The sequence below is a fragment of the Zarconia sp. genome (genome assembly GCF_057467645.1).
On the sequence record NZ_JBRJXU010000007.1, the window covers coordinates 1 to 25092 of the forward strand.

19 protein-coding genes are annotated in these 25092 nt (G+C 50.5%); 9 read left to right on the top strand and 10 right to left on the bottom strand.

The genetic code is table 11. From position 1 onward, the window contains the following. Positions 1 to 29: 29 nt before the first annotated feature. Positions 30 to 806: an ABC transporter ATP-binding protein gene (locus tag AC2215_RS00895; protein ID WP_486808061.1), complete on the top strand. Its 777-nt coding sequence runs from the start codon at positions 30 to 32 to the stop codon at positions 804 to 806. Between the two features lie 594 nt (positions 807 to 1400). On the opposite strand, the gene AC2215_RS00900 is transcribed toward AC2215_RS00895, so the two are convergent. After that, on the bottom strand, positions 1401 to 1571 hold the full coding sequence (locus AC2215_RS00900; protein ID WP_486808062.1) for a HepT-like ribonuclease domain-containing protein: 171 nt from the start codon (positions 1569 to 1571) through the stop codon (positions 1401 to 1403). Positions 1572 to 1692: 121 nt separating this feature from the next. Between AC2215_RS00900 and AC2215_RS00905 the strand changes: the two genes are divergently transcribed. Next, entirely contained in the window at positions 1693 to 2028 is a 336-nt protein-coding gene (locus AC2215_RS00905) for an element excision factor XisI family protein (RefSeq protein WP_486808063.1), read from the top strand. A gap of 423 nt (positions 2029 to 2451) precedes the next feature. On the opposite strand, the gene AC2215_RS00910 is transcribed toward AC2215_RS00905, so the two are convergent. Continuing rightward, complete coding sequence (locus AC2215_RS00910) at positions 2452 to 5892, bottom strand: nSTAND1 domain-containing NTPase (RefSeq protein WP_486808064.1); 3441 nt, start codon at positions 5890 to 5892, stop codon at positions 2452 to 2454. Between the two features lie 458 nt (positions 5893 to 6350). Between AC2215_RS00910 and AC2215_RS00915 the strand changes: the two genes are divergently transcribed. Further along, positions 6351 to 6797 (top strand): CU044_2847 family protein, encoded by a 447-nt coding sequence (locus tag AC2215_RS00915; protein WP_486808065.1) that lies wholly within the window; start codon positions 6351 to 6353, stop codon positions 6795 to 6797. On the opposite strand, the gene AC2215_RS00920 is transcribed toward AC2215_RS00915, so the two are convergent. Next, a complete protein-coding gene (locus AC2215_RS00920; protein ID WP_486808066.1) occupies positions 6763 to 9897 on the bottom strand; it encodes an FAD-binding and (Fe-S)-binding domain-containing protein in 3135 nt (1044 codons plus the stop codon). The genes AC2215_RS00915 and AC2215_RS00920 overlap by 35 nt on opposite strands. A 189-nt stretch (positions 9898 to 10086) precedes the next feature. Then, positions 10087 to 11484 carry a trypsin-like serine protease gene (locus AC2215_RS00925; protein WP_486808067.1) on the bottom strand — a complete coding sequence of 466 codons (1398 nt, stop codon included), beginning with the start codon at positions 11482 to 11484 and terminating at the stop codon, positions 10087 to 10089. A 534-nt stretch (positions 11485 to 12018) separates the two neighbouring features. Here AC2215_RS00925 and AC2215_RS00930 point away from each other — a divergent pair. The 3 genes from AC2215_RS00930 to AC2215_RS00940 are packed head-to-tail and all read left to right on the top strand — an operon-like array spanning position 12019 to position 13867. After that, positions 12019 to 12699: a DUF488 domain-containing protein gene (locus tag AC2215_RS00930; RefSeq protein WP_486808068.1), complete on the top strand. Its 681-nt coding sequence runs from the start codon at positions 12019 to 12021 to the stop codon at positions 12697 to 12699. Then, positions 12696 to 13148, top strand: coding sequence for a DUF488 domain-containing protein (locus tag AC2215_RS00935; protein ID WP_486808069.1), 453 nt, complete (start codon positions 12696 to 12698; stop codon positions 13146 to 13148). The genes AC2215_RS00930 and AC2215_RS00935 overlap by 4 nt, the downstream gene beginning before the upstream one ends. Then, the gene (locus AC2215_RS00940) at positions 13136 to 13867 is read left to right on the top strand and encodes a dual OB domain-containing protein (protein ID WP_486808070.1); all 732 of its coding nucleotides are present in this window, start codon (positions 13136 to 13138) and stop codon (positions 13865 to 13867) included. The genes AC2215_RS00935 and AC2215_RS00940 overlap by 13 nt, the downstream gene beginning before the upstream one ends. Positions 13868 to 14098: 231 nt before the next feature. Here the strand turns inward: AC2215_RS00940 and AC2215_RS00945 are convergent, their stop codons facing one another. The 3 genes from AC2215_RS00945 to AC2215_RS00955 form a co-directional block, all read right to left on the bottom strand. Then, entirely contained in the window at positions 14099 to 15052 is a 954-nt protein-coding gene (locus tag AC2215_RS00945) for an alpha/beta hydrolase (protein ID WP_486808071.1), read from the bottom strand. A 482-nt stretch (positions 15053 to 15534) separates the two neighbouring features. After that, complete coding sequence (locus tag AC2215_RS00950) at positions 15535 to 15750, bottom strand: hypothetical protein (protein WP_486808072.1); 216 nt, start codon at positions 15748 to 15750, stop codon at positions 15535 to 15537. A gap of 63 nt (positions 15751 to 15813) precedes the next feature. Further along, positions 15814 to 15972: a hypothetical protein gene (locus AC2215_RS00955; RefSeq protein WP_486808073.1), complete on the bottom strand. Its 159-nt coding sequence runs from the start codon at positions 15970 to 15972 to the stop codon at positions 15814 to 15816. A gap of 4 nt (positions 15973 to 15976) precedes the next feature. On the opposite strand from AC2215_RS00955, the gene AC2215_RS00960 reads away from it, so the two are divergent. From AC2215_RS00960 to AC2215_RS00970, 3 genes are all read left to right on the top strand, one after another. Further along, positions 15977 to 16720, top strand: coding sequence for a Fe2+-dependent dioxygenase (locus tag AC2215_RS00960; RefSeq protein ID WP_486808074.1), 744 nt, complete (start codon positions 15977 to 15979; stop codon positions 16718 to 16720). A gap of 430 nt (positions 16721 to 17150) precedes the next feature. After that, on the top strand, positions 17151 to 18143 hold the full coding sequence (locus tag AC2215_RS00965; protein WP_486808075.1) for an NF038130 family PEP-CTERM protein: 993 nt from the start codon (positions 17151 to 17153) through the stop codon (positions 18141 to 18143). Between the two features lie 629 nt (positions 18144 to 18772). Then, positions 18773 to 19306 (top strand): hypothetical protein, encoded by a 534-nt coding sequence (locus tag AC2215_RS00970; RefSeq protein ID WP_486808076.1) that lies wholly within the window; start codon positions 18773 to 18775, stop codon positions 19304 to 19306. 559 nt (positions 19307 to 19865) lie between these two features. Here AC2215_RS00970 and argZ read toward each other — a convergent pair. From argZ to AC2215_RS00985, 3 genes are all read right to left on the bottom strand, one after another. Further along, the gene (argZ, locus tag AC2215_RS00975; RefSeq protein ID WP_486808077.1) at positions 19866 to 21971 is read right to left on the bottom strand and encodes a bifunctional arginine dihydrolase/ornithine cyclodeaminase; all 2106 of its coding nucleotides are present in this window, start codon (positions 21969 to 21971) and stop codon (positions 19866 to 19868) included. Positions 21972 to 22362: 391 nt separating this feature from the next. Continuing rightward, on the bottom strand, positions 22363 to 22557 hold the full coding sequence (locus AC2215_RS00980; RefSeq protein ID WP_486808078.1) for a TLTLP motif-containing protein: 195 nt from the start codon (positions 22555 to 22557) through the stop codon (positions 22363 to 22365). A gap of 564 nt (positions 22558 to 23121) precedes the next feature. After that, complete coding sequence (locus AC2215_RS00985) at positions 23122 to 25044, bottom strand: ABC-F family ATP-binding cassette domain-containing protein (RefSeq protein ID WP_486808079.1); 1923 nt, start codon at positions 25042 to 25044, stop codon at positions 23122 to 23124. Positions 25045 to 25092: the final 48 nt, after the last annotated feature.

The following is a 25092-nucleotide window of genomic DNA, read 5'->3' on the forward strand; positions in this document are numbered from 1 at the left end:
ATCTAAAATCTAAAATCTAAAATTCAAAGATGCACTTAGAAATCTCTCACCTATACAAACAGTTTCCTGCCGAACCTAACCCGTTGCTCGTTCTCAAAGATATTAATATGCACGTCGAAACTGGGGAACTGGTATGCGTGGTGGGGGCATCCGGTTCGGGAAAATCGACGCTGTTGCGGTTGGTGGCGGGGTTGGATATGCCCACGGGGGGAGAGATTACCGTCGATGGGGCGCAAGTCACCGGTCCGGGGGCCGATCGAGGAATGGTGTTCCAGCGCTACACCCTCTATCCCTGGATGAGCGTGGCGGGGAACGTCGAGTTCGGCTTGAAACTGCAAGGGGTTCCCAAGTTACAACGACAAGAACTCGCCGCTTATTACCTGGAAATCGTCGGGCTGTCTCAGTTTGCCGCATCCTACCCGAGAGCCTTGTCTGGGGGGATGAAACAGCGGGTGGCGATCGCCCGCGCCCTCGCCTGCCAGCCCAAGGTGTTGCTGATGGACGAACCGTTCGGGGCTTTGGACGTGCAAACCAAACAGGCGATGCAGCAGTTCCTGTTGCAGGTGTGGGAGCAGACGGGATGTACGATTTTGACGATTACCCACGATGTGGAAGAAGCGGTGTTTCTTTCCGGGCGGATTTACGTGATGAGCGCCCGACCGGGAACGGTAGAGCGGGAGTTTCGTATCGATTTGGGAGACCAGCGGCACGAAGCGGTGAAGCGATCGCCTCAGTTTCAGAATTATCGCGATGAAATTGTCGGTTTGTTGCGGGGGTATCCGCAGGATGCGGCGGTGATGGTTTGAACGATCGCCCGGCAGTATCGCTATAGCAATGAGGATATTTGTGAAGGTGGGCATCGGGGGCGTGGGGGGCTTGGGGAGCGGTCGGACCCCGCGTCAGACGGGGCGTATAAACTCCTGGGGACACCCCAGGAGACAGCCCCTTCGCAAGACGCAAGGGAACGCCGACCGAGAGAATTCGAGAAAAAGTTTAGCAATCGCACCTAATTGTCACGAATTATCCGAACTTGATATGACACAATTGGCTGGTGTTGTCTTAACTCGAATGGCAACTGCTATATATCATCATCTTCATGGGTGAGAACGGGGGGCGATCGATTTAATTTTCAAATCATTGCCGCGATTGTAACGGTTGCGTTACACGAAATTTTGGCAACATTTTCCAGAATTTGCCAACGAGTTTACAAGGCTCTGGGGCTGTGATAAACTTTTTAACAAGTTATCGAAACTGTTTGGGTCAATAATTGTAAGTATACTAACTCTGCAATTTCCCTAAAAGCTTATTAATTGGTTCGATCGCCCCATTTCCTTACTGAGAATCGATCGAGTTGGAAACGCAATTTTTCTCTAGGTATTTTGGCGGGTATTGAAAAAATACTATTTATGTGCGTATGAAAACGTGCTGTTTTGCAGAATCTGTAGGAGTTCGGGGATGTTGCTTCTCACCACTTCCCAGAGGATTTTGAGATCGACTTCTTTGTATTCGCGGACGACGCGATTGCGCATTCCCCGGATGGTATCGAGTACAACCTCTCTATCTCGGGTCATCAATTTTGTGGGTAAATAATTTGAGCGTTGTTGAGAATATTTTGGCGGCAGATGGGATTCCGGCTATGTTCGATCGCATTTTTAGTCACGACATTGAGAGCTAGATAGAGGAGATTATATTATGGACATCTTAGATCGAGATCGAGAACTCATTGAGAAAATATTGAGCGACTACGCGGAAATTTCTTCAAGTTGCGAAGAGATTCAGGCAGAAGTCATTTTCGATCGCCATCGCGATCGTTATTTATTCGTGGAAGTGGGATGGGACAAGTACAAACGAGTCCATGACTGTATTATTCATGTTGAGATTATCGATGGCAAAATTTGGATTCAGTTTGATGGTACGGAAGAGGGAATTGCCGTCGAACTGACTCAAGCCGGGGTTCCCAAAGAGCAGATCGTTTTAGGATTTAAACCTCCCCACGTTCGACCGTATACTGATTATGCGATCGCCTAGCACAGGCGATTCCCCTTACAACTGAGCGGGACGCAAGCCGGTAAGAATCGGTAACTCCAGCAAGTTTTCGCTAAAGAGTTGTTTCGATAAAAATAAGATTTTCAGATTCTCGATTTTTCTGGTAGTAGGGTTAAGTCTAGTAATGACTTAATCCCCGAATTCTTCCGATTCTTGTTTTGGGTAGGGAGGACATTTTTAAATGTATAGCAACCGCCAATGCGATCGTATTTGAATGTTAGTTTTTCGTCCATTCAACATCACCTCAATGCAAATTTACGAGCGGTGTATGCTGCGATCGTCCAGTGACGCACCGGATCGGTATCGGAGACAGTAACAAGCACCATATATCGACCGGTTCGGATGCTCGCAAAGCTTCCCCATCTCCCCATCTCCGCGTCCCCGCGTCTCCGCATCTGTCCAAAACTACTCCCACTGACTGCAATCTACTTCTGTCTTCGGATCGGGAAATTGATTCAGTTCTGCCTGAAAGTCTGGGTCGAATTTCACCTCTTCCCAGTAACAAGCGAATTTCACTTGTAGTGGGGTTAAGTTTTTGACTTTGCCAAATAGTTCGGATTCAGTGAAGTCGGCTACCCGAAGGTTGGCTTCCCCGAGATTGGCTCCCACGAGATTGGCTCCCCGAAGGTTGGCTCCCCGAAGGTTAGCTCCCCAGAGGTTAGCTCCTTGGAGGTCGGCTCCTTGGAGGTCGGCTCCCTGGAGGTCGGCTTCCCAGAGGTTGGCTTCCCCGAGGTTGGCTCCCCCAAGGTCGGCTCCCTGGAGGTTAGATTTCTGGAGGCTGGCTCCCCCGAGGTCGGCTACCCGAAGGCTGGCTTCCCCGAGGTTAGCTTCCCAGAGGTAGGCTCCCCTAAGGTTGGCTTCCACGAGGTAGGCTCCGCGAAGGTTGGCTCCCTGGAGTTTAGATTTCTGGAGGTAGGCTCCGCGAAGGTTGGCTTCCCAGAGGTCGGCTCTCCCGAGGTAGGCTCCGCGAAGGTTGGCTTTCCAGAGGTCGGCTTCCCGAAGATTGGCTCCCACGAGACTGGCTCCGCGAAGGTTGGCTTTCCAGAGGTTGGCTCCCGCGAGGTTGGCGTCCGAGAGCTTGACTCCCCGGAGGTCGGCTCCCGCGAGGTAAATTTTTTCAAGCGGATATCTAGCCAAGCGGACGCAATTCCCAAACAATACATTTGCCAGTGGTGCAGGCAAAATGTCTCTGACAGCGACATTGCAACCTTTTGTTAGATATCCTATTTCCTTAGCAGTCCCCTTTCCCGATCTGAGAACTGCCAAGTCCCGATCGATCCGCTCTTGTCTCAAACTCGGTTCCACAATCCCCACGACAAAAAGTATGGGGATGGCGACAACACCGGCGATCTTCAGCAAATCGATCTGTCTCTGCCGAACACTCCGATCGATAAACTCCTCCGCCAACTTCGACAGCGCCACATCCTGCCGCAACTCCCGCGCTTCCCGCAACCGCCTCCCCTGCAATAGCTCATCCTTCCCCTTCCCCCGCTCTTCCCATTCCGCTGCTGCTTGCTCGATTTTCCGAGTCTGCCGCAGAGTTTCCCGACTTTCATCCAGCCACTGCCGCAATTTCTGCCAATGGCGAATCAGCGCTTCGTGCGCCACATCAACAATCGCCGCAGAATCCCGTTTCTGGGTACGATCCCCGCCCTTGGGAAGGGGGGCAGTTATATTTTTCTTTTGAGAAGGGGGATTGGAGGATATCGAGCGATCGGTTGCTTCGCGGGTGACGATGAGCCGTTCGTCTGCCAACTTCTGCACCACCGCCTCTACCATTGCCTCCGGATGCCGCGATGTCACCAACTCCGACTTGCGGACGGGTCTGCGGGTATCTTCCGTTCCCTCTCCCAACTGCGTCAGTGCCAGAAAAATATGTTTCGCCACTTCCCGTTCCGCCGCCGACAACCCCTCGTAGACTGCCGTTGCTCGATCGTTGAGGGTTCCCATTACCCCACCCAACTGGGTATAGGTTTTCAGGGTTAAGAGATCCCCCTCAATCCCCCTTAGCAAGGGGGAAGAATCAGTTCCCCCCTTGAAAAGGGGGGTTAGGGGGGATCCATTCTCAAGGGGGGTTAGGGGGGATCCATTCTCAAGGGGGGTTAGGGGGGATCCCTTCTCAAGGGGGGCTAGGGGGGATCCATTCTCAAGGGAGGCTAGGGGAGATCTCTTCTCAAGGGAGGCTAGGGGGGATCGAGATCTCAACTGCCACAGTTCCCGCAGCGCATATTGCAACAAAGGTAAATGTCCCGGCGCACCCACCACATCGGCGAGCATTTGCCGCACCAGTTCCGGTTCGATCGCTAACCCCACATCCTTTGCCGGACGAACGATCGCCCCTTCTAACTCCTCCCGAGTCATCGGTGTCACCGCTACCAGATGTTGGCGAATGCGATCGGCGAGTCCGCTATACTCCCGTTCCAGGCACTTGCTGAAAAAATCCGCCCGCATGGCGAGGACGATGCAGAGTTTGGAGGAGGGGGAGACTGTAGGGGCAAAGCATTTGGGCGATAACATCTCGGAAAAATCCACCCTCTCCAATCCAAATGCTTCGCCCTCTTCGACGGTAGAGGAGGGGATCGCCCCCAGGAGACATTGGAAGAACCGTTCTCGTTCCGCCCGATCGCTACATAGGGTAAACACTTCCTCAAATTGATCGATAACCAGCACCACCCGACTCGCCGTTGCCGACTGCACCAATCGCCGCAAACCCGCTGCCCCTTCCCCAATCCGCTGTTCGGCGATCGCCAACTGCTGCGATCGCTCCAAATCCGACACATCCCCATCCAGAAATGCCGCCGCCAAACTCTCGAGGGGATGGCTTCCCGGCACCAAGACGCGCACTTGCCAGGTTTCGCTCCCGGATACCTGCCGTCCCCGCTTCAGTTGGTGCATCAATCCCGCCCGCAACACCGAAGATTTGCCGCTTCCCGATGCCCCCAGTACCGCCAGGAAATTCCCCCGTCGCACGCCATCGAGTAGTTCGTCGGTGAGCGTCCCCCGTCCGTAGAAATATTTGGGATCTTCGTCGTTGCACTCGAAATAGGCTAACCCCTTGTAAGGGCAAATATCCGTGGCGGCAACCTCCGTGGGGGCAGCGGTTTCCTCTGGGGTAGCCAGGGGACGAATCAATTCGATCGGTTCGCCGAAATTGGTATAAATGGGACGCTGGGTCGCATTTTGCAACTCCCGATTCAGGAAATCCACCAACGTAATATTGGTTACCGGGCGATCGGGTTGCGGTTCGAGTCCCGCCAGCAGCGCCCTCGTCATCACGCTGTAGGGGCTGGTAATCTCTTGCTCTGCCCCCTCAAAATCACGCGCTGCGGCGATAAACGCCCGATCGCGACCCCGACCGCGTTCCCCCGGATCGGCCTCCCCAGCGCCCAGCCACGCCCCGCTATGGCAACAGTCCAACCACACCACTTGCTGGCGCACGGAACTCGCCTCCAGCAGCTTCCGCAACCACTGCAACGGCAAACCGCAAAACCCCATCTGGGGATAAACATCGCTCGCCGCCAGAAAACCTTCAGACACTCCTCGCTGCTTCCGAATTCCGTGCCCGGAGAAGTAAAATAAAGCCGTATCCGGAACTTGGTGACTTTCGGGGGTAAACAGTTGCACCAGCGCCTCTTCCAGTTGCATCAAGGCAGCTTCCGTCGTCTTCCCCACATAGGGCAAACCCGTGTTCGGATCGATCGCCTCGGGAATGCGCCGCACCTTAAAACCGCCATATTTCTCCAACATTTGGGCGATCGCCTCTGCATCTGCCGCCGGAGAGGACAAATCCGCCAATCCCTCAGCCCGATAGCGATTAATGCCAACTACCAACGCATCTCGACTCATGATTTAGTGCGATCGAATTTGTAAAACCTAAAGAGAGAGGGGACAAGGGGACAAGGGGACAAGGAGACAAGGGGACAAGGAGACAAGGGGACAAGGAGACAAGGAGACAAGGAGACAAGGGGACAAGGAGACAAGGGGACAAGGAGACAAGGGGACAAGGGGACAAGGAAGAATTTTTCATTTTGCATTTTTAATTTTTCATTCTCTCCCCAACTTCCCCATACCGTAAGCTAACGTCAGTTTTGGATAAGACTGTTTCGGGTGAGGGTGGGGAATAGGGAATGGGGAATGGGGAATGGGGAATAGAGTACCCGACTCACCCGCAAGGAGATTCTCCGATGTGCGATGGGCGGCCTCTCGAATAGCCAGCCAGCCCGAACAGCAATCCGAGTCAGCATTTGAGTCTACGACTTAAACAAAACTGACGTTAAGCTAGAAAAAATCGATCGGCAACTCAAATGACCCAACTCAGCCAAATTCAACTCGAAGACGGTACCATCCTCTACATCGAATCCACCGAAAACCTCCAACTGCCAACAACCCCCACATCAGAAGAACCCGAATCGGAAGAACCCGCAGAACTGACGCGAGACAACCTCGGCAAAGGTAGTAAAAGTTTCGAGAGCATCATCCCACCCCCGATCGATATTCCCGATCGCAGCCAATCTGCCCCCAAAATTTCCCCTCACCGCCAAAGTTCCAAAGCGATCGAAAATACGATTCGCCAATACACCGACTTTACCCTCAACGCCCTGCGCAAAGTCGCGATCGCCAATATCGATAAAGTTACCCTCGAATTTGGCATCGAAGTCGGCGGCGAAGCGGGAATTCCCTACGTCACCAAAGGCACGGCAAAAAGTAACCTGAAAATCAAAGTGGAGTGTTCCTTCCCGAATTCTCCCTAATTTTTTCCAACAATACCCGCACCGGATGTCGCGGCATCCACCCCGAACATCGCTCGACTTGACTGCGGCAGGAGTACCCCGTTGCCAGAACCGACGGTTGCGGCATCGACTCCAGATGTTTCTCCCAACTCATCTGATAAATCCCTCGGGAGGCAGCGGAATGTTCCCGTTGGTGTCCGTACATCCCCGCCATGCCGCAGCATCCGGCTTCCACCAGACTCAGCGACAGTCCCATCGCCTCAAAAACCTGTTGCCACTGCCGAGGGCTTCCCAGTGCCAGCGTCTTTTCGGTACAGTGACTGAGTAGATAATAGGATGTCTCGTCACGATTCTGGGAGTTTGCAGAACCCGATAAAATTTCCGAGTGAGAAGAGAGGCGCTCGCAATGTTCCAGCAAAAACTCTTGCAACAACCGAACTCGGGGTAAGTTGGGTAAAATTTTGGCGTACTCGTCGCCATAGGTGAGGGTAATACTCGGTTCGATGCCGACGATGGGAATACCCGATCGCCCCAATTGTTGCAGAAACTCGGCGTTGCGATCGACTCTTTCCCGAAATTGAGGCAAAAAACCGAGAACGTGCAGCGGTTTGCCACTGGGGAAAAACGGGGGAACCCAGACGGTATATCCCAGTTGACGCAACAAGTCGTAGGTATCGAGAACCAACTGCGGTTCGTAGAAACTCGTCAGGACATCTTGCAGCAAAATAACGCCATTTTCGACATCGGCAAGGGCATCGAGATTGAAACCACCAGGTTGGTTGGGATAATGATAACGAGTGCGAGCATCTTGCTCGCGTTGTAAAAGAGTTTGCTTGCGTTGTAAATCGGCCAAATTCCTCATGACAGCGACATCGACATCAAAGGCGTTGCGACAAGCGAGGGATTCGCCAAGGGTAGGCACCGCAAGTTTGGGAAGATCGATGAGTCCGAAAAACCGCGCCATCCCCCACCGCGAGAGGGGATTTAAGGCGATCGCATTCCAGAACCGAGGCGCGCGAGATTGCCACTCTAGCAAAAATTCAATATACCCGCTGAGGTAATCCCGTGGCGATCGCAAATATCGCGTATGGTAGCGATCGAGAAATTGCGATTTCAGCGCCGGAATATCCACGTGAATCGGACATTGAGTGGCGCAAGCTTTACACGCCAAACAGCCGTGCATCCCCGCATAAACTTCGTGGGAGTAGTCGTAAACACCACCAAATTTCCCCAGGGTATGCCACAGTTTAGCAAAAACGTTATCCGGTTTTTCCCCATCCTCAGAAATTGCCAACTGCCGCAACCACTCCCGCAACAAACTGGCGCGTCCTTTGGGAGAATGGATGCGATCTCGATTTTCTTTATAGGACGGACACATCACCCCATCCAAATCCACATTAAAACACGCCCCATTGCCGTTACAATTAAACGCCGATTCGTAATTCTTGCGCGTTGATTCTGGAACTTGGCGATCGAAATGTCCCCGCAACGGCGATTCCAACGGTGCTACTTTTTCTTCGCTCCCCAACGGGGTCACAATTTTGCCGGGATTGAGGCGATTTTCCGGGTCAAATGCTGCTTTAATTTTCCGCAAATCTCGATACAATTCATCCCCGAAAAATACTGGCGTATATTCGCTGCGAAAACCCTTCCCGTGTTCCCCCCACATCACTCCACCATATTTGCGGACTAAGGCGACTACTTTATCCGATAGTTCTCGAATCAAAGCTTCATCTTCAGGCACTTTCAAATCCAAGGCTGGACGAACGTGAATGCAGCCCACATCCACATGACCGAACATGGCATAATCGAGATGGTATTGAGTCAGTAGCGTCTGGAATTCTGCGATGTAAGCTGCTAAATTTTGAGGGGGAACGGCGGTATCTTCAATAAAGGCGATCGGTTTGCGCGCGCCGGGACGATTTCCCAGCAATCCAACCCCTTTTTTTCGCAACTGCCACAAGTCTGCTATTTCCCGATCGCTCTTTGCAAGATAATATCCGATCGCCCGATCGAGTTTCTGAGAAATGCGATCGACTTTTTCTCGTATCTCCTCCAAACTACTTCCGGTAAATTCGACTAAATTAATCGCTTGGGCTTCCCCGATCGAATCTCGAACTGCATCGTATATTTCATCCAGCTTCGCCAGTTCTAAAATTTTCTCGTCGATGGTTTCGATCGCAGCAGGATCTGACTTCAGTAACGTTTCTGCATCGGCAAGGGCATCGTTAAAACCGTGATAGTGCAGTACCAGTAAAACTTTATGCTGGGGAATCGGGGTTAACTTGAGCTTGGCTTCCGTAACCACTGCCAGCGTTCCTTCCGAACCGGCAATGATGCGATTTAAGTCAAAACATTCTCGATTCTGGGAATACACCTTCGCTAAATTATATCCCGTCATAAATCGAGGCATTTTGGGAAATGTTTCTTCAATCAGCTGCTGCTTCGCCGAAACAATCTCATCCACTTGCCGATAAATCTTTCCCAATCTTCCCGATTCTTGCTTAACCCGTTCTAACTGGTTTAAATCGCAACCACTTGAGTTCCCAACGGTTCCATCCGGCAACACCCAAGTCAGTTCTAAAAGATTATCGCTAGTTCTGCCATAAATCCGCGAACCTTTGCCGCAGGCATCGGTATTAATTGCCCCACCAATGGTTGCTCGACTGCTAGGGGCAATATCCAACGCAAAAAAGTAACCGTGGGGTTTGAGAACGGCATTTAATCGATCTAAAACAACCCCTGGCTGTACCCGTACCCATTGTTCTTCTAGATTCACCTCCAGAATCTGATTCATGTACTTAGAAACGTCGATCGCCATCCCTCCAGATAATGATTGTCCGTTGGTTCCCGTACCTCCCCCACGGGGCGAAAAATGAATCGATTTAAATATATCTCGATCGGCAAGTTTAAATAAATAAATTAAATCCTCAGTGGTGCGCGGAAATACCACCGATTGTGGTAGAATTTGGTAAATACTATTATCCGTCGACAAACTCAATCGGCTCGCAAAATCCGATCGAACTTCTCCAGAAAATGGTGTTTTCTTGAGTTCATCGAAAAAACGAGCTAAATCTGGTGTTTGGCTTTCTCGAAACGATAATCTCGGAATCATCATCATTTCCTTAGAGTTTCGCGATCGAAAAAAAGTCGATAGAAAATTAATATAACAGTTGTGGCGCAGCCAGCTTTCAGTTGTGCAAGAGAATGTTGGTTTCGTACCTTCCTTAAAAATAGGTATCATTCCATATTTCTCCAGCATAATTTTAGCCGTACCACGCCAATCTAAACAGAGGGAATTCGGTAAACTCTATAAAGTTACGAAATCCGCCCCATCGATCGCCCCAGCATTCACACCTTGCAAGGTCACCGAGAGTCCACCCGCAGCGGTAATTTGGGTATCGTTACCCACTTGAGCGATCGTTAACTGGGCAAAGGTTAGTCCTCCCGAAAGACCGATGGAATCTTGCCCGTCGGTAAAATCGGTAATAGTATTCACCCCATCGCTCTCGCGGAAGTCGAAGCGATCGCTATCTTCGCCCCCCGTCAGCACATCATTACCCAAATCTCCACTGAGAACGTCGTTTCCAGCACCGCCAATCAGGGTGTCATCATCTTTCCCACCCCATAAAAAGTCGTTTCCGTTGCCCCCATCCACCGAATCGTTGCCGCGATTTCCCCACAGCAGATCGTTTCCATCGTCTCCCGTCACGATATCGTCATCCCGTCCGGCGGCTGCCAGATCGTCGCCGATTGAAGCCGTGAGGCGATCGTTTCCAGCATTACCAAACAGTAAATCGTTGCGGTTGGTTCCGACAATGGTATCGTCGCCACCGCGAGAGGTCGCTAGGGTTTGGGCGATGTAACCGGCATAAGCGGATACGCGGGTATCGGCAAAGTATTCGCCAAAACTGGTGTTATTGGTCGGATTGTCGATATCTGGCGTTGAGGAAAAGCCGTAGGATGCCACCCCGGCAATCCGATTATTAATAAATGCCGGCCCGCCAGAATCTCCCACCGACGTGCCAATTTCTCGTTCCACGCCCAAATCGTTGATGCCGTACTCCACCCCAAATGCATCGTTGGCTGGCAAACCGTTATCGAAATCGTAGGCGAGTTGCAATCCCGGATCGACACTCAAATCGTTGGAGGGTGGTTCCCGGAAAATATCCCCCAAGGCATCGTAGCGGTTTTGTCCGAATCGCTTGGTGGACTCGGTTTCATCGGTGACCTCTCCGGCTGCCCCCGTTCCGCTCACCCCATAGCCCACCCGAATGAAGGTTTGCCCCACTTCGTCGAATTCAGTGTTAATTTCGTATCGATCGGCCGCTTCCGGGGCGGACTGGGCGAGTTTGATAATGGCAATGTCATTGTCGTTATCTTGACCGGCCGTCCAATTGGGATGAATGAAAATGGCCTCGACGGGAACGGTAACGCGACCGGTGGGTACATCGAAGAAAACCTCGTACTCGCCAGGATTGGGATTGAGGTTTGCCGAGTTATCGGCGTTGTTGAAGCAGTGGGCTGCCGTGAGAATATGGCGATCGTCCCCTGCGAGTAACGACCCCGAACAAGATCCCTCCGGACCGGAAAATTGAACGACTCCCGTAAACTGACTGGAATTCACGACAAATGCTAAATCGTTCGGATCGTTCGAGGATACAGAAACGCGATTGCGACGCGGGATGCTTGACTCTACGTTATGCATGAATGAAGACTCTCCGTCAAAAATTGACAAAACTTTGGCCAGGTTGGGGCGGTGAGAAAAAATATCGAGATCGTGAAGATATAACTCTTCTCAACCCCCCCTAACCCCTCTTTAAATCGAGGAAGATTTACAAAAGACCCGTCTCAAAAGATTGCCGACATCCGATGTTTCTTTAGATACACGAGCAACGGAATGAAAATGTCGGTTTGGTAGATTTATCTACCCCTAAGATGACCGATGCTCAAAATTTTGTCAATTTCTAAATTCCTCACTGATGTTGTCGTTATTCCTCCGTTGGCAATCCGTAATTTTGCGAAAAAACTTGAAAATATTGAGTCGATAATGCTTGTATTTTAAGCTCTAAATTCGTCTTCACGAGATGAGTAGATTGTAATGATATTTTCTGCCCTCTAAAAAACAATTTTTGAAAACCTAAACGAGACAAGTTTCAGTATTTGTACGAACGAAATTTTACGGATGTTACTCATCTTGACGTTATGTTTTTTAAAATGTTAGCTTATAGTAGATAAATTCATGAGTTGCAATTTAAATGTGAATAAGAACCGAACGATCTTTACAATCGGACATTCAAATTTAAAAATCACACAATTTATTCAAAATCTAAAAAATAATCAAATCACTGCAGTTGCCGATGTCCGATCGCATCCCTATAGCCAATATCTGCCCCACTTCAATCGTTCTTTTTTACAGCAATCGTTAAAGCAAGCCAATATTCAGTATGTTTTCCTGGGTAAAGAGCTAGGCGCCAGACCGACCCAGCTCAGCTGTTACGTTGGGGGCAAAGCACTGTACGATCGCATCGCTCAAACCGATTTATTTCAACAAGGTATCGATCGTCTCCTCGAAGGCATGAAAAAATATCGAATTTGTTTAACCTGTGCGGAAAAAGACCCGATAACCTGTCACAGGACAATTTTAATTTGTCAAGTTTTAAAAAATTACAATTTACAAATTCAGCATATTTTAGAATCCGGGGAATTAGAATCTCACGATAACCTCGAAGAACGGTTGCTGTATTTACAAAATTTGCATCCGATCGACCTTCAAAACCAACCCCAACAACTCTCTTTGTTCGCGAGCGATCGAGACTCGGTGGCAACCTTACCGCGAACCCGAGAATCTTGCTTGCAACAAGCCTACCGCCAACAAGGGGAAAAAATTGCTTACGTTGAAAAACCCCGTGGGAAAACATGAACGCGAAATCTTCGATCGACCTCTTCACCATCGGTTTTACCAAAAAAACAGCCCAAATCTTTTTTGAAACCCTCATCGAATCCGGCGTTCGGCGCATCATCGATACCCGCCTCAATAACGTCTCCCAACTCGCCGGATTTGCCAAACGCAAAGATTTAGAATATTTCCTCAACCGCATCGGCAATATCGAATACTATCACCTTCTCGATCTCGCTCCCACCAAAGAGATTTTGGATCGCTACAAAAAACAGGGTGGAGATTGGGAAACCTACGAAAAAGCGTTTTTAGATCTGATGGAACAACGCCAAATCGAGAAACACGTGACCCCCGAACTACTCGATGGTGGCTGTCTGCTGTGTAGTGAAGCGAAACCGCACCACTGTCACCGTCGCTTGGTGGCAGAATATCTCAATCAAAAATGGGGCAACGTAACTATATGTCACCTGTAACTCAGATTATTTGTCTGGCTAATTCCTGGAAACACGGCGAACGATGCATCGCAGGCATCGAACCCAAAACCGGTCAATGGATTCGTCCCGTTGCCAATGGCGAAGATGGTCGGGTGAGTGCCAACGCGCGACTCCTGAACGGTCGGGAACCGCAACTGCTCGATATTTTAGAAATTCCCTTGGCCCCAAACCCTACCACTCGAGACTGGAACTGCGAAAACCGTCTGATTTTGCCCGGAAGTTGGCGCAAAGTCGGACAAGTGCAACCCAAGGATGTGTTGAAATATTGCAGTGGCGATCGCAATATTTTGCACAATACGAAAAAATACGTGTCCTTACCGTTTTTGCAAGCGCAACCCGTTCGCCAACGACGCACCTTACAACTGGTACAAGCGATTTCTTTTTCCGTGCAAGGCATCCAACGGCGCAGTGGCGGTACGCAATGGAAAGGAAACATTGTTACCAATACCGGACAGCGTTTGTCTGGCGCGAGTATTACCGATCCGGTGCTGGCAGCTAAGCTTCAGTACGGCTATATTCCCCAGCTTCCTTGTCTGGTTACCGTCAGTTTGAGTCTACCCCACCGACCGCCAAGCTGGGAAGGGGACGATCCCTGCTGGAAACTGATTGCTGGGGTTATCGAATTAGTTCGGGAACCGTCCGAGGCGATGGCTTATCCCGTGGCATCCCCGAGAGTCTCTCCTCGCTTTGCATGGTAACCTGTTCGATCGCTGCGAGCCAGCAGTCATATAGCTATATTGCCGTGAGGGCGCGGACAGTTAGATCTAATACGAGCGTATTTTCGATCTTTCTCCCCCCGCTCCCCCCGTGCGAGAGGATTTTGGAGAATTAAGTTGCACATGGCGTCAATCAATATCTATGCCGAAGTCATGAATTTCTTCCCCCTTTCCCCCTTAACCCTTAACCCTTAACCCTTTTCCTCCATAGGTCTATTCCCATCGATCGATTCTCTCGACAAAAGACCGAACGGTTTTGGGGTAGTAATAGGGTACGTTCAGCCGAAAACCCGAATCTAAGTAATGATTGGTCTGGGGAACCGTCCAATAGTCCGTCGGTTCGACGGTGCGTTGGTAAAATGCTTTTAAAAATGCTAAATCCGCTGGCGGTTCGTCTTCCGCATCGATAATGAACAGAGGTGTATGTCCCGGCGTAGAAAATGCTGCGGCGTAGTTTTCAATATTCAACGGAGCCAGGGCTTTACTCCACATCTCAAATCCCAAAGGTCGATCGAGTTGCATATCCCCTTGCCAGCGGACGAGTAACTTAATCTTTTCTCGGGCTTCGACGTTTAAAAAGCGCTCGGATAATCGACGCGGCGGTCCGAAAATCGCGACTTTTTCAATGCGGGAATCTCGAGCTTGCGCACCTAGTGCCACCCCACCCCCAAAGGAATGACCGATAACGTAAAAGCGACGGTTAGCAAACCCTTCTGTCTCACTCAAAAAGTCGATCGCCGATGGCACGTCCTGGGAGAAATCTAGAGATTCGGGGGTGTATTCTTGGGGTTTTTCCGATTCGCCGTAGCCTCGCGCGTCGAAGGCAAAGACCGAATAGCCCAACTGTTGAAATTCTTGGGATAGGGCTTGAATGAGGGGGAGTTTTCTGCCAAATACCGATGAGCCGTGCAACAGTAAGATAACGGGTTTTTCTTCAGTGCGATCGCCTAAGTATAAGTCCCCAACCAATTTTAAGCTTCCTGAGGGAAAAGTTACCCTTTTAGAAGGACGATACTGAATTTTTTGGAATTGATTCCAGCTTAAATGAGATGGTTTTTTGAGTTGGTGAAATTTATAACTAATGAGTTGATAAACCCATTTGAGATAAGAGAAGTTATTTCCTAAAAACTGGTAAATTCGATCGCTAAGGTTTTGAGGTTTGGGCATAATTCACCGTGTCAGTAGTTCGAGAGTCTGACGCTTTTACCGGGTTGAGTTGTGAGGTCGCGCCTCTGCAATGAGATGACACCTTCGCGGTACCGATTGACAGTATCGATCGGTCATTAGGTTGCAGGCAATCTTTTTTGCCATGGGTTTGCCTACTCTGGTACTGTATCGCATCCGATGGAGAACTGCTACGGCACTGTATCGCCACCGCCATGTTAGGCGCGGACACTGGTGTTGTGAGCGGGGGGAGCTGGTACTGGTTTGAGATTAAACTGTCCTAACCGAACTGAATGCAGCGATACCCTCCGAAGCCAAAATAGCAAAAAGAAAAGGCGGGAGGAAGTCGATTTTTCTCCACGCCTTTTCTCAATGATGGGATTCGGAATTTTGTTTGAGCGCAACTCGTCGAGTTCAACAAATGTTAGGCCTCGATGGTGCTCAATGATAGATTAACCTTCGCCGCCTTCGCCACCTTCACCGCCTTAATCGTCGTCGTCATCATCATCGTCATCGTCGTCATCATCCTCATCGTCACCATCTTCACCACCTTCGCCACCGTCATCGCTCGGAGCCGTGTTATCCTCGTTTTCAACTTCTGCGGGTTCTTCAACTTCTTCGCCACCTTCGTCCGTACCACAAGCGCCAAGGGGTGCAACTAAACCGAGGAGAAGTAGTAATGCTGCTGCTTTTGTTTTCATCAGATTTTTCCTTGAGGATTTTTTAAAACTTAATTGATAATAACTATCTTTTATTCTCGGGAGCTACGACGGAGGTTCGATGGATAAAACCCCATCTCCCATCCACTGAAAACCGCCTTGAAAAATGGCGCAAAGTATTGACATTAAATGATTTTCGTGCAGTCGTTTTTCCAGTGCGACATTCCCGACTCGTTTGCCGCTATAATCTATAAATTCTTGCATTAATGTGGCATTGCTCGTTCACCCCGATCGCGAAAAACTCTGCCAACACCGAACTAGCACCATCGAGCCGAGGAGTATGATTTTTGCCATTGACGACGTTCTCACTTCAGAGGAACTCCAACACATTACCGATCGCCTCGATCCTCAAGATTTTATCGATGGTAAGCTGACGGCAGGATGGCACGCCAAACTCGTTAAAAATAACACCCAGCTCACCAAAAAAGCAGAGTATACCTCAGAACTGACGGAGATGGTATCGTCGGCACTGTGGCGCAATCCCTTATTTAAGGTTGCAACTCAACCCAAAACCATTCATTCGATGCTGTTCAGTTGCTACGAAACGGGAATGTCCTACGGTTCTCACGCCGATAACGCTCTGATGGGTAATCGCGGGTTTTTGCGATCGGATGTCTCCCTGACGCTATTTTTGAGCGATCCGACAGACTACGAAGGGGGAGAACTAATCGTGGAAAATACCGATGGCGATCGCTCCTATAAGTTACCGGCCCGCTCGGCGATCGTCTACCCTTCCGGTGCGCTGCATCGGGTATCCCCCATTACCCAAGGGATTCGTCTGGTGGTGGTGGCGTGGGTGCAAAGTTTGGTGCGCGATCCGATGAAGCGAGAAATTTTATTCGACTTAGATACCGCGCGACGATCGATCTTTCAGAAATCCGGTAAGACGATCGAGTTCGATCTGATTTCCAAAAGTCATGCCAATCTCCTCCGTCGTTGGGCTGAAGTGTAGGGGCGATCGATCGCCAATCTGCACCGTACCAATTTTACAAGTTTCACCATTTACAAGTTTCACAAATCGAGACTGGAACATTTCGATCGCCACTCCGGAACAATACGGAAATAACCTTCGTCTGCTCGATGATAATAGATCGATATAATCTGTAATTATACGGACGATGGGTAAGATCGATCGACCTTACCCATCCGTACGATCTAGCTTCATCCCAATAACAACTTCGGTCGCTTCGGTTATCCAGTCAAAGACCGAATCCAATCAAATATTATCCGCTCGGAAAGCGAGCCAAAACCCCCGTGTTGTCACCGGGGGAGTGTCAACTCCAATTGTGCGTTGTGTGAGAGCGCTTTCTCGAAAATAACCTTTGCTCGATCGCGAACGATAACGAACTCTGACTGCTCGAAATTTCTGGAGACAGATCCCGATGAACACAAGAGTCAAGCAAGCCTTCATCTATACCTCGGCGATCGCCAGTGCGTTGGCTGCGGTTTCCCCAGCACTCGCCGCCACCATCACCGGTGCCAGTATTACCGGAACCGGCGCACCGCAATTCGGCATCGATTCCGCTGCGGATTTTCAGGTCTTCGTCCCCAACGGGACCTTTGCCTGTCCCGAACCGGACGGCACCCTCGAATGTTTGGTTTCCCAAAATGCAGATGCGACGCTGCTAGTATCCGCGTTAACCGATGGTAGCAGTACTGCGCCCGATCCCGGTGGCAACATCGAACTCTTTAGAAGTAGCGAATCCGGGTTGCCCTCCTTCGATAACTTTTTAGCCTACGAAGGGGTCACGAATTTAAACGTTGATTTCGACGATGGCACGACGACGACCTTTAGCAGTCTAACGGCTCAAGATTTATTTGGGGACTCCCTCGATACCGCCTTTGGTGCCGATAATCTGGCAAATACTTGGTTCGATCTGGCGTTCGATGCCAACTTGACCAAAAATGGCATTACCCAAACCCAGTTATTCGACGTTCTCAACAACAATGGATTCGCATTTCTGGCCAGCAGGGAAGCCATTTATACCGCCTTCCGGGAGGGAGGAGGATTCCAGCGTACCGTCGATCCCAATATTGCCTACGTCACTAAAGATGGGGATAATCTCAGCTACGGACTCGCTGGAAGCACGGATTTATTCTTGTTTGTGGGTTTGGTTCCCGGACTCTCGGAAACTTTAACGAATGAATTTGGCGATCTCGACCTTCAGGTGAGCGAACTGGTGAAAGTCAACGGTCAGATCGACTTCTTTTTTAATCCTGTTGCCTCCAACGTTGCAGAAGCGGATGGTTCTTTCGATGCGACATTTCCTGGAGGGTCGTCCTCCGTTCCCGAACCAACGACGGGTTTGCTGGGTTTGATGGCGATTGCGGGTTTATTGGGTTGCTCTCGACGTAAATCGGGATGTCGAGAATGAGCTTAACGTCTGTTTGGGTTAACGTCAGTTTTGCTGAAGCCACCTCGCCGGGATGCTTACTCTGGGTGATATTTGGATAGTCGGCAAGTCTCTCGAAAGTGAGATGACAACACTTATAGCACTACAGTGGGGAGAAAAATACTCCATTCCCCATTCCCCATTCCCTATTCCCTATTCCCCACCCTCACCTGAAACAGTCTTATCCAAAACTGACGTTGGGTTAAGTCACAGGGGAAAATGCTGTGAAATCCCCGCTCGAATACTTGCCCACCCGACAAGTTTCTGCGAGGGTTTCACAGTGCAAGAAAACAACCAATCAACCGAACCAGTTATCTCAATTCGATCGTTTGGTTATGCTCCTTGCCCCGCACCGCCTCAGAATCGGCGTACTCGCGTTTGTGAGGGAGGCGCATTACCGGAGTTGTCAACTCAATCTAGAGCATCTGGGACAAAGGGCCAATCTTAAATGTTTCGCCAGAGAGATGCGAGTCATGTGAAGTTTGTATATTTTTGTAATCAGTGTGGATTGGGTGAAGCACATCACTGTTCTATGTTATTGTATCTGTCATCGCTGAATCGGGGCGGTTAACAATTTTCCTATTTTTCAATAACCAGAGGATAAACTACTTATGATTAAAGGAGTTTTTAGAGCCATCGCGGTCGGGTTTCTTCTTATGGGTGGTCCGGCAATCGCGCAGCCAATCACGGAAGCCGAGGTCAAAGAGGCGCAGAACGTGTGGGCTGAAGGCATCATTGCGATCGGCAGAGCCTATTTAAATGGTGGCGACTATCACGGGTTGGCAGCAGAGCACGTAGATATGCTCTACGCCTACGACGAAGGCGCCGTCCTCTTCAAGCCGACTAAGGCTTCGACCGATCAGTTTCGCCTCACTGAGGACGAAGCCGTCTCCTATTTCGTTGGCGGTATGGTGGATGAAGACACCGGCTTCGCGTTGCAGCCATGGAGTGAGGTCCGCTTTGAAAATGCCGACATTATCACTGACAGCGACTCTGCTGTTGCCATGGGCAACTACTTTTTTGAGGATGCAGAGACTGGTGAGGAAGTGAAGGTAGAGTTCACATTTGGGTATGTTCGTGGTCCGGACGGCAATCTCTTGATCAATGTCCACCATTCAGCACTCCCGTACAGACCGACGAATTGACGATTGAATTCAATAGTCCGAATCGTTGAGTGGTAGGGGATTTGCGCAGAAATAAAGTACCAGTCATACACAGGACTGACAAGCAGCGTTTCTTGACCACCGTTCGGGCTGAGCAGAGTCCTAGGCGAAGCCTGCGCGCAAGCGCATAGCCCAATAATCGCTACATTATTCAAATGTGATGGTGGATAAGCGATCGTGCTGATGGAAGAACGAGATCGATTGCAGTTGGCACTCGCATTTTGTCGCTTTTTGGGAAACTGACAATTCCCGAAATTCAATCGAACTGGCGTTGGATATGGGTCTTCAAAATCCTCCCCAAATGACCCGCGCGCGAACCGTCATTCATCTCATACTCGACCCAAATTATCAGAAATCTTACTGAAAACCGGCGTCGTTCGCAACGTCGTTCGCGCTCGTTCGACACCGATTCACGGCTCACACTGACGCTTGGGGAGAACAGAACCTCTGCCAACCGAGCTATGGCAAGGTGCGCGTAAGTTCAGTTCTACGAACCCAGAATCCCCCGCATTTGAAGCGGGGGAGTGTCAAGTTCCTTAGCTTAGATCGCTGTCTTTGTCGGATAGGGACTGGTGAGCCGATCGAGCTGCTGTACCAGCAAGCTGAGGAACAAACCGACATCTGTCACCACGCCGGTGGATTCCACGGAACCGCGATCGCTCAATTTAGTCACCACGGCCGGGTTGATATCCACGCACACCATCTTCACGCCAGCGGGGGTCATATTCCCCACCCCAATGGAGTGCAGCATCGTCGAAAGCATCAGAATCATCTCCACCCCGTCAAGCAACTGGGCGTACTCTGCCTGAGCTTTGAGCAAATCCATCTGGGTATCCGGCAAGGGACCGTCATCCCGGATAGAACCGGCTAAGACAAAGGGCACGTTATTCTGGACGCATTCGTACATCACCCCGCGCGTCACCACCCCTTGCTCGACGGCGTTGGCGATACTACCGCAACGACGAATGGTATTGATGGTATTGAGGTGGTGTCGGTGACCGCCGCGTACGGCAACCCCCCGTTTCATATCCACCCCGAGGGAGGTACCCAGCAGAGCCTGTTCCATATCGTGGACGGCGATCGCATTCCCCCCCAGCAGTGCCTGGACGTAACCTTGGCGAATCAGACTCGATAGATGCTCGGCCCCTCCGGTATGGATGACCACCGGTCCGGCGGTGACGGCGACTTTTCCGCCGCGATCGCGAATTTGGCGCAGTTCCCAGGCCACTTGTTCGACGACTAATTCCACCCGACGTTCGCTCGATACCCCAGCGGACATGAAGCTAAATTCCTGGTTTTTCAGTCCTCGTTCTTTGCGCAGGGTGCGAATGCCCCCCACACCGGTAACGACGCGCTCGCCCACTTCTAAGTCTCGCAAGAGCTTGCATTGCGCCATGGAACCGTTGGGGGTTTCCGTCAGGGCAATTACCCCATCCATTCGTTGGTTTTGCACCCGCACCCACTCGCCGTTGACGCGCACTTCCGTCGGATAGATGGTGGTGACGTAGAAATCATCGGCAGAAACCCCCGCTTGGGTCACCAGTTCGAGGTGCACATCCTGTTCGTCTTGGGGTAAAGCCGTCGCCCCTAAATCGATCGACTGGGCTACGATCTCTTCGAGGATTTCTGGGGAAGGTGCAGAAATCCGAATTTCCGTCGAGGAGGTACTATGTCGCTGTTCCCCTAAATTGAAGTTGAGAACTTGGAAGCTTCCCCCACCATCGATGACTAAATCGAGGACGCGGTTGATGGAACCCGAATCGAGCAGATGGCCTTCCATCTTGATGGTGCAACTTTGCACCAAAGCGCCCGCGCTAACATCGGCATCCACGGGTTCGGTAACGCGCAGGGTCAGGCATTTGGCGGCCCCACCCGCTTTGAGAAATTCCGTGAGGGGGGTTTCGATAACTTCAAATCCTTTTTCTTCCAGCTGCTGTTTGAGAGCATCGCTGGCTTTGTTCATCACCACCACCCGATCGATATTCACCGCGTTACAGGCGAAGTTCACGGCATCGGATTCGCTCAAAGCAATGCGCTTGTCGGCGGGAACCCGCATCTCGATCGTGCGATTGGAGTAGAAATCGAAGGCGGGAGGATAGTAGAGTAAATAGCCACCGGAGAGGGGACAGAAGCAGGTATCGAGGTGGTAGAACCGCTCGTCCACTAAATGCAACGAGAGAACTTCGATATTGAGCCACTTGGCGATGTAGGGGTGGGAATCGAGTTCCGATCGAAAACCGTATCCCGCCCACAACCAACGTCCAGCGCGATCGAGTAGGGCATCTCCTGCCCCTTCAAAGGGTAAATCTTTCGGCAGTTCGCAGACGGTGAAGCCTTGCTCTTCAAACCATTTTTTGAAATGGGGTTCTTCGCCCTGTCGTTCGGGATGGTAGAAGCGACTGAGAATGGCGGTTTTTCCTAAAATTAATCCGGCATTGGCGGTAAACACCATATCCGGCCAACCTTTTTGGGGTTCGACTAAATCCACCAACGCCCGCTCTTTGAGGCAATGATAAAGTCCTTGCCATTGTTCGACGGCCCGCTCTCGAGTCGATTTGTGGATATTGCCCTCCATCCAGGGATTGATGACGTAATCCACGTCGTAATGCTCGGGAGCACACATTAGGAAACGAATAGGATCTGTCATAATGGAGCTATTCCTTAAGAAAGTTTGAAGTCAACAACGTTCGCCCAACGAAAAAGTCACTCCTAACGTCTAAGCGTTTGGGAGTGATTCGAGCGTGAAATCGAAAGGCTTTATGGCGATTGAAAGCCAGCTCTTTATTATAGAACGAAAAGCAACCTCGCCGCCGGTCAAAATGTCAGCAATTGACAATTTCTTTGCATAAGAAATTGTGGCGGTGGGGTTCGTGCAACAATTCATTCCACCGGCAGCAGCACTCGCACTCAGTTCGCTGCGAGTTCGAGCGAGAGCGTCTGTCACGAGAGCGCCTTAGAAGTCGGTGCCGCGCTGACTTCTAAGGCACGGCATCCGATTCGGGGAAATTAACCCGAGTGCGAGGAATCTCGATAGCCATTTACTTTCGGACTTGGTGCAAGGGATACGTGGGAGTCGGGGTTTGCGCTCCCCGAGCTGTATCCTCAAGAGAGTAGCGAGCAATGGTCCAGAAGGGTAAGGTCAAGGTGACCAGGGCAATGACCGTACCAATCAATCGTGCACCTGGATGGGGATATTCTTCAGCAGCCTGACCGGGCTGACTACCTAATTCCATATTAACTAGTAGATGTTACTGATGGAGACGATCTCTTTAGTTCGATCGTCATTAAATTCGATCGGTAGAGCGAATCTTGGCTCTCTATTCTCGATTGTAATTACTTTTCTATTCAAAGTTGTCTTTCATACAACAATCTCAACTTAAATACCAAATTTTATTCACAAATTAAAAATCTTACATGAGGGGTTTAACCCCTCATCAGATTGTACCATCGTTCTTGATTACCCGATGATTTTGGACCATTACAAAAAGACGAAAGACAACAGATTTATTCACCAGTTTAGCCTGACTTTTGAAGTGGCTTCATTATATTTGAGATCGTCATAAAAACCTTTACGATCGACTGGAGGCTCATACCCCTCATATCATCACAACTCGATTAATTCGGACAGTCGTGAAGGCGTTCGGGGGGAGAAAGACCTGGGTAGGATGACATTATTATCCGCATAGAACTGGCAAGTGCGATCTCAAACCGACTCCGCCCGGAAAGCGTTCCTGTTGTCCGGTCAAAAACCCTCTAACCCTTTGTGAGGGTCACCCCTTGGCAAACGGTAAGACCATCTAAGAGTTCGCATCGACTTCCGCTAGAGTCAGCCAGCGTTCCGTGGCCTCGTCAATTTCGCGATCGAGTTGTGCCAAGCGTTCCGAGAGTTCCCGCACTTGGGTATATCCATCGGGAGGGTTGCCGTACAGCGTCGCTTCGATTTCGGCTTTTTCAGCTTCGAGTTCGGGAATTTTCGTTTCTAACACCTCGAACTCCCGTTTTTCTTTAAAAGACAATCGGCGCGGTTTATTGGAGGTGGAGGCAGGTTTGCGCTCTTTCGCCGGAGTCGGTTTGGGGGATTCGGCTTCCTTGGCGGCGGCTTCTTCGGCTTGTCTGTATTCGAGATAAATCGAGTAGTTGCCGGGGTACTGGCGGATGCGACCTTCCGATTCGATCGCAAATATTTTGTACACCGTACGATCGAGAAAATAGCGATCGTGAGACACAATAATCGCGCAACCGTTAAAGTCATCGAGATACTCTTCGAGGACTGCCAGGGTTTGCACGTCTAAATCGTTGGTGGGTTCGTCGAGAATCAGAACGTTGGGGGCGCTCATCAGTACCCGAAGCAAAAAGAGGCGGCGTTTTTCTCCCCCAGACAGTTTGTAAATGGGGGCGTATTGTTGGGCGGGGGGAAACAAAAAGCGCTCCAACATTTGGGAGGCGGTAATCGTACTGCCATCGGCGGTCGTCACCAACTCTGCCACATCTTTGATATAGTCGATCGCCCGTTGGTTGCGATCTCCTGCATTTATCAAGTCTTCCGAATGCTGATCGAAATAACCGATGTGGATAGTCGAGCCAATTTCCACCGTTCCACCATCGGGTTCGAGTCGCCCGCAAATCAGGTTCATTAGGGTGGATTTGCCCGTGCCATTTCCCCCAATAATTCCCACCCGGTCTTCGCGATTGAATTCGTAGGTAAAGTCTTGAATTAAGGGGCGATTTTCGTAAGTTTTAGAAAGGTTTTTGACCTCGATAACTTTCTTACCGATCCGACGACCGGGGGTAGAAATATCGACTTTGCCCAAGCTCGATTTAAACTCCGTCGCTTCCATATCCTGAATGCGTTGGATGCGGGCTTTTTGTTTGGTGCTGCGAGCCTTCGGTCCCCGTTTGAGCCATTCGAGTTCTCTGCGCAAGACCCCTCGGTGCTTGCGCTGGCTGCTGGCTTCGGCTTCTTCTGCCAGAGCTTTTTTCTCTAAAAAATAGGAATAGTTTCCGCCCCACGCATAGAGATCGCCGCGATCGATTTCGAGGATGCGATTGGTGACCCGATCGAGAAAATAGCGATCGTGAGTGACCAGCAACACCGCCCCCCGATACCGACCCAGATACTCCTGCAACCACTGCACCGACTCTGCATCCAAGTGGTTGGTGGGTTCGTCCATCAGCAGCAAATCGGGTTCGGCTAGCAATGCCGTTGCCAGGGCGATCCGCTTGCGATATCCCCCCGAAAGGTGGGCGATTTTGGCATCGAAGTCGACGATTCCCAACTTGGAAAGGATAATTTTGGCTTGGGTTTCCAGTTCCCAGGCCTCCGTTGCCGCCATTTGTTCGGTGACCCGTCCCAACTTGGCCATCAACCGTTCTAACTCTTCCCCTTCCACTTGGGCCATGCGATGGGAGAGTTCTTCGTACTCGCGCACGAGGGTCATGCGATCGCCGCTATCGGCAAACACTTGCTCGAGAACGGTACGACTTTCATCGAGTTCCGGTTGTTGGGGTAAATAGATGAGGCGCTGTTGGCTGTTGACGATTCGTTCGCCCCCATCGAAATGTTCGAGACCGGCAATCATTTTGAGGAGCGTGGATTTCCCCGACCCGTTCGTGCCGATTAACCCCACTTTGTCTCGGGCATCGATACTCAGGCTCGCGTCTCGCAGAATCTCTTTAATCCCGAAGTCTTTTTTAACGGATTGTAGGGTGACGATACTCACGTGCTATAAAACTTAATCATTTGAATAGCTTAACGTGAATTTGTGTTG

Bases quoted from the DNA above. Each gene is read 5' to 3' on its own strand.
- AC2215_RS00920 (WP_486808066.1), bottom strand. From the start codon at position 9,897: ATGATGATGATTCCGAGATTATCGTTTCGAGAAAGCCAAACACCAGAT.
- AC2215_RS00965 (WP_486808075.1), top strand. From the start codon at position 17,151: ATGAACACAAGAGTCAAGCAAGCCTTCATCTATACCTCGGCGATCGCC.
- AC2215_RS00950 (WP_486808072.1), bottom strand. From the start codon at position 15,750: ATGAAAACAAAAGCAGCAGCATTACTACTTCTCCTCGGTTTAGTTGCA.
- AC2215_RS00915 (WP_486808065.1), top strand. From the start codon at position 6,351: ATGACCCAACTCAGCCAAATTCAACTCGAAGACGGTACCATCCTCTAC.
- AC2215_RS00970 (WP_486808076.1), top strand. From the start codon at position 18,773: ATGATTAAAGGAGTTTTTAGAGCCATCGCGGTCGGGTTTCTTCTTATG.
- AC2215_RS00980 (WP_486808078.1), bottom strand. From the start codon at position 22,557: ATGGAATTAGGTAGTCAGCCCGGTCAGGCTGCTGAAGAATATCCCCAT.
- AC2215_RS00955 (WP_486808073.1), bottom strand. From the start codon at position 15,972: ATGCAAGAATTTATAGATTATAGCGGCAAACGAGTCGGGAATGTCGCA.
- AC2215_RS00905 (WP_486808063.1), top strand. From the start codon at position 1,693: ATGGACATCTTAGATCGAGATCGAGAACTCATTGAGAAAATATTGAGC.
- AC2215_RS00900 (WP_486808062.1), bottom strand. From the start codon at position 1,571: ATGACCCGAGATAGAGAGGTTGTACTCGATACCATCCGGGGAATGCGC.
- AC2215_RS00925 (WP_486808067.1), bottom strand. From the start codon at position 11,484: ATGCATAACGTAGAGTCAAGCATCCCGCGTCGCAATCGCGTTTCTGTA.
- AC2215_RS00935 (WP_486808069.1), top strand. From the start codon at position 12,696: ATGAACGCGAAATCTTCGATCGACCTCTTCACCATCGGTTTTACCAAA.
- AC2215_RS00945 (WP_486808071.1), bottom strand. From the start codon at position 15,052: ATGCCCAAACCTCAAAACCTTAGCGATCGAATTTACCAGTTTTTAGGA.
- argZ (WP_486808077.1), bottom strand. From the start codon at position 21,971: ATGACAGATCCTATTCGTTTCCTAATGTGTGCTCCCGAGCATTACGAC.
- AC2215_RS00910 (WP_486808064.1), bottom strand. From the start codon at position 5,892: ATGAGTCGAGATGCGTTGGTAGTTGGCATTAATCGCTATCGGGCTGAG.
- AC2215_RS00930 (WP_486808068.1), top strand. From the start codon at position 12,019: ATGAGTTGCAATTTAAATGTGAATAAGAACCGAACGATCTTTACAATC.
- AC2215_RS00895 (WP_486808061.1), top strand. From the start codon at position 30: ATGCACTTAGAAATCTCTCACCTATACAAACAGTTTCCTGCCGAACCT.
- AC2215_RS00940 (WP_486808070.1), top strand. From the start codon at position 13,136: ATGTCACCTGTAACTCAGATTATTTGTCTGGCTAATTCCTGGAAACAC.